At 61.0% G+C, this 7,360-nt stretch carries 9 protein-coding genes and 1 pseudogene; 5 read left to right on the plus strand and 5 right to left on the minus strand.

Translation table 11 applies throughout. The features are described from left to right. The 3 genes from B3V69_RS20570 to B3V69_RS20580 all read right to left on the minus strand — a co-directional run. Window positions 1–258, minus strand: a 258-nt coding sequence (locus B3V69_RS20570) for a cytochrome b/b6 domain-containing protein (protein ID WP_296449655.1), incomplete at its 3' end; no start/stop codon positions are given. A gap of 4 nt (window positions 259–262) precedes the next feature. Beyond that, complete coding sequence (locus B3V69_RS20575) at window positions 263–751, minus strand: diheme cytochrome c (RefSeq protein WP_296449658.1); 489 nt, start codon at window positions 749–751, stop codon at window positions 263–265. A 37-nt stretch (window positions 752–788) separates the two neighbouring features. Continuing rightward, complete coding sequence (locus B3V69_RS20580; RefSeq protein ID WP_296449661.1) at window positions 789–1,184, minus strand: DUF1924 domain-containing protein; 396 nt, start codon at window positions 1,182–1,184, stop codon at window positions 789–791. Window positions 1,185–1,445: 261 nt separating this feature from the next. On the opposite strand from B3V69_RS20580, the gene B3V69_RS20585 reads away from it, so the two are divergent. Further along, window positions 1,446–2,063: a glycine zipper 2TM domain-containing protein gene (locus B3V69_RS20585; RefSeq protein ID WP_296449664.1), complete on the plus strand. Its 618-nt coding sequence runs from the start codon at window positions 1,446–1,448 to the stop codon at window positions 2,061–2,063. A 15-nt stretch (window positions 2,064–2,078) separates the two neighbouring features. Here B3V69_RS20585 and radA read toward each other — a convergent pair whose 3' ends face one another. Together radA and B3V69_RS20595 are read right to left on the minus strand one after the other, a co-directional pair. Further along, window positions 2,079–3,446, minus strand: coding sequence for a DNA repair protein RadA (gene radA, locus B3V69_RS20590; RefSeq protein ID WP_296449667.1), 1,368 nt, complete (start codon window positions 3,444–3,446; stop codon window positions 2,079–2,081). 163 nt (window positions 3,447–3,609) lie between these two features. Beyond that, window positions 3,610–3,774: a hypothetical protein gene (locus B3V69_RS20595; protein ID WP_296449670.1), complete on the minus strand. Its 165-nt coding sequence runs from the start codon at window positions 3,772–3,774 to the stop codon at window positions 3,610–3,612. A gap of 237 nt (window positions 3,775–4,011) precedes the next feature. On the opposite strand from B3V69_RS20595, the gene hpaI reads away from it, so the two are divergent. From hpaI to B3V69_RS20615, 4 genes and pseudogenes are all read left to right on the plus strand, one after another. Beyond that, window positions 4,012–4,833 (plus strand): 4-hydroxy-2-oxoheptanedioate aldolase, encoded by an 822-nt coding sequence (hpaI, locus tag B3V69_RS20600; protein WP_296449673.1) that lies wholly within the window; start codon window positions 4,012–4,014, stop codon window positions 4,831–4,833. Between the two features lie 56 nt (window positions 4,834–4,889). Next, entirely contained in the window at window positions 4,890–5,882 is a 993-nt protein-coding gene (locus B3V69_RS20605) for a 2-dehydropantoate 2-reductase (protein WP_296449675.1), read from the plus strand. Window positions 5,883–6,013: 131 nt separating this feature from the next. After that, window positions 6,014–7,006, plus strand: coding sequence for a LysR substrate-binding domain-containing protein (locus B3V69_RS20610; protein WP_296449677.1), 993 nt, complete (start codon window positions 6,014–6,016; stop codon window positions 7,004–7,006). A gap of 133 nt (window positions 7,007–7,139) precedes the next feature. After that, window positions 7,140–7,360 (plus strand): annotated as a pseudogene (locus tag B3V69_RS20615) (MFS transporter); the annotation flags it as partial.

The following is a 7,360-nucleotide window of genomic DNA, read 5'->3' on the forward strand; positions in this document are numbered from 1 at the left end:
CATGGCGCGCCCATAGCGCATGACCGCGGCGGGGCCGCGCACAAAACTGCTGAACCGCGCATAACGCGTCCCCAGCAGCCCCCACAGGATGCGAAAGGCCACGAGGCCGCCCAGGGTGTAGCCCAGGCTCACGTGCACCAGGCGCCAGCGTTCACTCTCCGCCGTGACGTAGGCGCCCGCAAAACTCAGCACCAGCAGCCAGTGAAACATCCGCACCGGGGCGTCCCACACCAGAATTTTTGTCTTTGATTGAGGCATGTTTTTACTTCGGAATGCGTACGTCGTGTTCGTTGAAGTTGCCTTGTGCCGCGTTGCCGTGGCAGGCCGTGCAATTGGAGGGGCTGCCGACGGAGGCGCGCTTCCAGACCCCGGCAGGCACTTCGCCGTCACGGTGCTGGCGCAAAAACCAGGCTGACTTCGTGATGCGGTCCTGCGGCGGTTCTTCGCTGACCCGCTTATAGCTGCCCGCGTTGGTCTTGAGCCAGCTGCTGAGTTCGCGCACGCTCGCCGCGTCCAGCGAGGCATCGGTGCCGTAATGTTGCCCCAGCGAACTCATCACGCGTTGCCAGGAAGCCGCTGGCAGCATGCCGGCCGGGTAGGCCAGGTGGCAGCTGGCGCATTCCTGCTGGTATTTGGGCAGGACTGGCGCCATGGGGCCCTTGCTGCCGTGGTCGTCTGCATGGGCTGCCGTCACCGTGCCTGCCGCCAGCAGCAGTGCAAGTGAAAGTCGGTTGAAGTTGGAACGTAACATGAGCTTCTTTCAGAGAAATCAATCGGGCTTTGGCGGATTAGCGCTTGAGCGTCAGCAGCCAGGACAGCACATCCGCTTTTTCAGCTGCCGTGCATTCCCGGCCCATCACATCGTTGCAATTGCGGCGAAACCATTTCTCGGTTTTCGCCGTGTCGGTAAAGCGTTCCGGGTTGAACGCCGGCGCCATGGGCGCGATCACCTTGGCCGTGCTGGCGTGCTTGCCATCAACGGTCGGCGTTGCGGTGTGACAAGTGGAACAGCTCCAGTCCTTCCCGTGCCTGGTGGTGAATAGTTGTTGCCCGCGCGCAGGTTGGGCCGCGGCTCCCGCCTGTGCGGTGTAGCCTGCGAGTTGCTCTGCCGGAGTCACGGCATGAGCCAGTGGGCTCAATGCGGCGGCGGATACGATCAAAACGCGCGATAGAGAAGTAAACATGTGCATAGCACCTCCATGGGTAGCCATGGTAGGGAGCGCAGATTAAGTCTTGCTTAAAAGCCGGCCGGCAGTTTCGAGGCGCAGACGGTCTTTTCCCCCAGTTCATGGGTGAGTGCGTTGGGTACAAGCTCTGCCGTTCGTTGATGGTTATCAAACCCCGGTTTTTAAGGCCTTGGCGTGGCGCCACGCTCACGCTATTCTCAAAATGGAGTTTGGCGACTTTCGATGGGAGTTTGATTTCTTATAAATCAGGAGTGAATCATGAGAAAACTTTTCTGGATGCTGACCCGTGGCCTGTTGCTAGCGGCCATGGCATCGACGGCCTTTTCCGAGCCCGCCTTGACGCCGAAAGCGCAGTACGCCGCCGACAGCAAAACAGCACAGACGCGCTACGCGGCGGACAAAAAGCTCTGCAATGACGAAACCTCATCCAACGCCCGCCTGCAATGCAGGCGCGATGCCAAAGCCGAGTACGACAAGGCCATCACAACCGCCAAGGCGCAACTGAAAGCGGCTGGCGTGACGCCGCAAGAAGCCAAGGCCGTCTGCGCCGATTGCGGCAAGGTGGTCGCCGTCAGCACGAGCGAGAAGGAAGGCGAGGGCGGCCCGGTCGGGATGATTGCGGGCGGTGTCACTGGCGCCCTACTGGGCCGCCAGATCGGTAGCGGTTTGGGCAAGGATCTGGCCACGATTGCCGGGGCCGCGGGGGGCGCTTATGCGGGCAAGAAGATCGAAGAGAAGGTGAAAACCCACACCGTGTGGACGGTTAGCGTGCACTACGTCGATGGCCGCAGAAACAATTTCGAATTCAATCAGGACCCCGGCCTGAAGGTGGGGGATCCGGTGAAAAACTCGGGCAATACCATCGTTCGTAATTGAGCGGTCGGTGCCCCATCAGGCCAGTGAGCGCACCACTTCCATCGCCTGCTCGACCCGCTCCACGGCGTGAATGGTCAGCCCCTCAATCGGTTTTTTCGGCGCATTGGCTTTGGGCACGATCGCCACGCTGAAGCCCAGCTTGGCGGCCTCTTTCAATCGTTCCTGGCCGCGCGGTGCCGGCCGCACCTCACCCGCCAGCCCGACTTCGCCAAAGGCAATAAAGCCCTTGGGTAATGGTTTGCCACGCAGGCTGGAGGTGATGGCCAGCAGCACCGCCAGGTCGGCGGCGGGCTCGCTGATGCGCACGCCGCCGACCGCATTCACAAACACGTCCTGGTCCATGCAGGCGATTCCCGCATGGCGGTGCAGCACGGCCAGCAACATGGCCAGACGGTCCTTGTCCAGACCCACGCTCAGGCGCCGGGGAGAGGGTCCGCCGCTGTCCACCAGCGCCTGAATCTCCACCAGCATCGGGCGCGTGCCTTCCAGCGTGACCATCACGCAACTGCCGGGCACCGGCTCGGCGTGCTGGCTCAGGAAAATGGCACTCGGGTTGGACACGCCTTTGAGGCCTTTCTCGGTCATGGCGAACACGCCAATTTCGTTGACGGCGCCAAAGCGGTTCTTGATGGCGCGTACCAGTCGAAAGCTGCTGTGCGTGTCGCCTTCAAAGTACAGCACCGTGTCCACCATGTGCTCCAGCACGCGCGGCCCGGCCAGCGCGCCTTCCTTGGTGACGTGGCCGACCAGCACGATGCAGACGCCGCTGGCCTTGGCCGCGCGCGTCAGGTGGGCCGCGCATTCGCGCACCTGCGCCACCGAGCCGGGCGCCGAGGTGAGTTGATCGGAGTAAACAGTTTGAATCGAGTCAATGACGGCGATGTCGGGTTGCGTGGCATCGAGCGTGGCGAGAATCCGCTCCAGCTGGATCTCGGCCAGCACCTTGACCTGGCTGTTGTCCAGGCCGAGGCGGCGCGAACGCAATGCCACCTGGGCACCACTTTCTTCGCCCGTCACGTACAAGGTTTTTTGTCCGCTGCGCTGCAGCGAATCCAGCGCCTGCAACAGCAGGGTGGACTTGCCAATGCCGGGGTCGCCGCCGATCAGTACGACGCCGCCTTCGACCATGCCGCCGCCCAGCACCCGGTCCAGTTCTTCGTGGCCAGTGGGGGTGCGCGCCATATCCACCGCGTCAATGTCGCCCAGAGTCGTCACTTCCGCGGTCTTGGCCAGCGAAGCGAACCTGTTTTTGGTTGGTGCCGCGCTTTCGGCGACCGATTCGATCAGCGTGTTCCAGGCGTTGCAGCTGGGGCATTTGCCCAGCCATTTGGGGCTGGTGCCGCCACAGTCGGAGCAAACGTAAACGGTTTTTTCTTTGGCCATGGCTGGGGATAATACTGTATAAAACAACAGATATCCGCAAGGCCGACTGGCAAGCTTGTGATTGCTATGGTATTTGTAGCTGCTTACGCAATGTTTGCGCGGGCAATCTCAAATTCAGGTGCAACACGCCGGTGGTTTTACGGTGGCAGTGGCGGCGCGTGTTTCAAGTCATGTGCTGTGTGATCGGCGCCACGGCGGCGCGCATTTCGCCGGGGTGTCCGCCCAGGGTGACCGGGATTGACAAGAAGGCGATGAGAACCACTGGTACCAGCGCGGCGATGACGACGCCAAGGTACTGGTTGACGAACAAACGCAGGGATGAATCCATGGAGAACCTCTTTGTGGAAGTGAATCGATGCCGCTATCTTCGCGGTCCAGTCTTAAGGGCGTCTTAGGACACCTGTTCCCGCTGGCGCGCCATCATTTGCCCAGGAGGTGAGTCGCTGGATCAAGCAAGCATCCGTTGCGGGACAAGGGGATGGCTGCAGGGCATGCGCTTCATCAAGGCTTAGACTGACGCTGAACGACCAGAAAATAATCGCCCGACGGCGGGAAAATAATTTGTATGAAAACACCTGTCAACATCTTCAAACAATCCCTGCAAAACCAGCAAGCCCAGATCGGCCTGTGGCTGGGCCTGGCCGAGCCTTATTGCGCGGAAATCCTGGCCGACACCGGCTATGACTGGTTGCTGATCGACTGCGAACATGCGCCCAACGATGTGCGCTCGGTGTTGGCGCAGTTGCAGGCCATTGCCAGCGCCACCAGTGCGCTCACGGGTCCGGGTTCGCACCCCGTGGTTCGCGTCCCGGTTGGTGACACGGCGCTGATCAAACAGTACCTCGACCTGGGTGCGGCGACCATTCTGGTGCCGATGGTGGATACGGCGGCCCAAGCGGCCCAGCTGGCGCAGGCCATGCGCTATCCGCCGCAGGGTATTCGCGGCATGGGCAGTGCGCTGGCGCGCTCCTCGCGCTGGCAACGCTATCCCAACTACATCCATGAAGCCAACGACCAAGTGTGCCTGCTGGTGCAAGCCGAGACGGTGGAGGCCATGCGCAATCTGGACGCCATTGCCGCCACGCCGGGGGTCGATGGGGTCTTCATCGGCCCGGCCGATTTGTCGGCTTCCATGGGCTTTTCCGGCAACCCGGGTCACCCCCAGGTACAGGCCGCGATTGAAGACGGACTCCAGCGCATCCTCCGGGCTGGCAAGGCGCCCGGCATACTGGCCACCAGCGAAGCCCAGGCGCGGCATTGGCTGCAAGCCGGCGCCCTGTTCGTGGCCGTGGGCGTCGACACCGTGTTGCTGACGGCGGCGGCGACCGCGCTGCTGGAGAAGTTCAAGACGCCCGGTGCTGCGGCCACCATCGGCAGTGCTTACTGACGGTGCTATAAAAATTAGAGCGTCCTACGCATATTCGACGGGGGCTAGAGGCCAATATGACCAATAATATCTTCAATAAAGCGTGTATTTACGGCGCCGGTGCCATCGGTGGCTGGATCGGTCTGCGGCTGGCGGGGGCTGGTTGTCACGTCAGCGTGGTGGCGCGCGGGGCGACGCTGGATGCCCTCAAACGCCATGGGCTGCGGTCTCGCCACGGCCACGTGGAGGCCAGCGCCTCGGTCCAGGCCAGTGCCAGCCCGGCCGAGCTGGGCGTGCAGGATCTGGTGGTGATCGCGGTCAAGGCGCCTTCGCTGCTGGAGGTGGCGCGCCACATCAAACCCCTGATCGGTCCCGACACCGTGGTGCTGACGGCCATGAACGGCGTGCCCTGGTGGTTTTTTCAGGGCTTCGGGGGCCGCTTTGAGAACACCCGGCTCAGCGCGGTAGACAGCACCGGCGAGATTGACGCCGCCCTACCGGCGGCCAGCGTCATCGGCTGCGTCGTGCATGCCAGTTGTTCGCTGGTATTGCCGGGCTACGTGCACCATCACTTTGGCAACAAGTTGATCATCGGCGAGCCTTCAGGCGTCAAGACCGGACGCGTGGCGCAACTCGCCGCGCTGTTGGCGCGCGCCGGTTTTGATGTCGGCGTGTCGGACCAGATTCAGAAAGACAGCTGGTACAAGCTGTGGGGCAACATGACGGTGAACCCCATCAGCGCCCTCACCGGCGCCACCACCGACCTGATCTTGGGCGACGAGCTGGTGCGCGGCTTTGTGTCTGCCGTGATGCTGGAAGCGAAAGAAATCGGTGAACGCATCGGCATTCCCATCGATCAGCAGCCGGAAGACCGCCACGCGGTCACCCTCAAACTGGGCGCCTTCAAGACCTCGATGCTGCAGGACGTGGAGATGGGCAAGACGGTCGAGCTGGATGCGCTGGTGACGGTGGTGAAAGAGCTGGGCACGCTGACCGGCGTGGCGACGCCGTTCACCGATGCCTTGCTGGGGCTGTCAAGGCTGCATGCACGGGTACGGGGTTTGTATTGATGGTTGTGCGAGGGTCGGTTCAAGGTCTGAAGTAGCCGGTCTGCGCGGCTCATGGCGCAGGTCCGTTTGCATGAGAATGAGCGCTGCGGCACGGAATGCCGAATGAATCGAAGTAGATATCATGGGTGCGTATGAGCTTGTTCACATCTTTTCGATATCTCGTCGCTCTGCATCAACACAAACATTTCGGACGCGCCGCAGAGGCATGCCATATCACGCAGCCAGCTTTGTCCAATGCGATTCGGGCCCTGGAGGCGGAGTTTGGAACCGCCATCGTCAAACGGGGCCGCTCTTTTCAAAGCTTTACCCCCGAGGGTGAACGAATATTTGCTACCGCGCAGCGGGTGCTCCATGAACAGGAACTCTTGCAGCAGGATCTCAAAAGCGCGGCCGATCACCCGGTTGGTACGTTGACGCTGGGCGCGGTGCCTTCGGTGATGCCCATTGCCGCGCGATTTTCTGGTGTGTTGCAAGGGCATCACCCAGGCCTTTCTCTTGTTTTGCTGTCGATGAGCTCTCCCGATATCGAGGCCGGCCTGGAGAGCCTTTCCGTGGATATGGCGCTCGGCTACACCGACCGACTCAAGACGCGTGCCGCCAAAATCATGACGATTGATCAGTACACCGAACGGTATTTCTTGCTGCGGCGTGCGGCAAAGCCTGCAGGGAAAGGCTTGCGCATCGTGGAGCGCCCCATGTCATGGGAAGCTGCTTCCCGATTGACACTGTGTCTACTGACCCCAGAAATGCACAATCGCACGATTGTCGACGCTGCCTTTAAACAAGCCGGTGTAACTGTCAAACCTGTGATCGAGACAAATTCAATTTTGACGCTCGGATTGACCGTATTGGTGGGCGAAGTTAGCAGCATCTTGCCTGGCGCGCTGGTAGGTGTCCTGCGTGGCTATTCAGAACTGGAGGCGGTGCCGCTGAGCGCACCGGAGGTGTTAACGCCGATAGGGTTCATGTATTCCTTCAATGACCGACCTTCACATGCGCTTCGTGCCGCACTCAACATGGCGTCTGATTCAATGTGGCTGCAACAGGTGGTGTCTTATGCTGGCTTGCTTCAGTCAGAGGTGCCTGGCGGCCGCATAGCTTCGCGACCTCCCAAATTTGTTTGAATGCATGGAATACCCTTGCCAATCATTCAATTTCTGTATGGGGCCATGTTCAGAAATAATTTGACGCACTGTTGATTCCTCCATGACACTGTCGCGAGCCCGCAACAAGCGGGCGTCAATATAAGGAGACAGCATGTCAGCAGTATTGGACGGAACGTCTGCGTTCCCGAAAGGTCGTTTGGGGGTGCTCGACAAGGAGCACATCGTTGCGGGCCCCGGCTTTAACCGCTGGCTCGTGCCACCGGCGGCCCTCGCGATTCATTTGTGCATCGGTATGGCCTACGGCTTTTCGGTGTTCTGGCTGCCGCTGTCCAGGGCACTGGGTATCAAGGATGCCATCAAATGCGGTCCGGA

It is taken from the genome of Rhodoferax sp. UBA5149 (assembly GCF_002413825.1).
Taxonomy (GTDB): Bacteria; Pseudomonadota; Gammaproteobacteria; order Burkholderiales; family Burkholderiaceae_C; genus Rhodoferax.

Coding starts and splice junctions, on each gene's coding strand:
- B3V69_RS20575 (WP_296449658.1), bottom strand. CDS start 751: ATGTTACGTTCCAACTTCAACCGACTTTCACTTGCACTGCTGCTGGCG.
- B3V69_RS20580 (WP_296449661.1), bottom strand. CDS start 1,184: ATGTTTACTTCTCTATCGCGCGTTTTGATCGTATCCGCCGCCGCATTG.
- B3V69_RS20585 (WP_296449664.1), top strand. CDS start 1,446: ATGAGAAAACTTTTCTGGATGCTGACCCGTGGCCTGTTGCTAGCGGCC.
- radA (WP_296449667.1), bottom strand. CDS start 3,446: ATGGCCAAAGAAAAAACCGTTTACGTTTGCTCCGACTGTGGCGGCACC.
- B3V69_RS20595 (WP_296449670.1), bottom strand. CDS start 3,774: ATGGATTCATCCCTGCGTTTGTTCGTCAACCAGTACCTTGGCGTCGTC.
- hpaI (WP_296449673.1), top strand. CDS start 4,012: ATGAAAACACCTGTCAACATCTTCAAACAATCCCTGCAAAACCAGCAA.
- B3V69_RS20605 (WP_296449675.1), top strand. CDS start 4,890: ATGACCAATAATATCTTCAATAAAGCGTGTATTTACGGCGCCGGTGCC.
- B3V69_RS20610 (WP_296449677.1), top strand. CDS start 6,014: ATGAGCTTGTTCACATCTTTTCGATATCTCGTCGCTCTGCATCAACAC.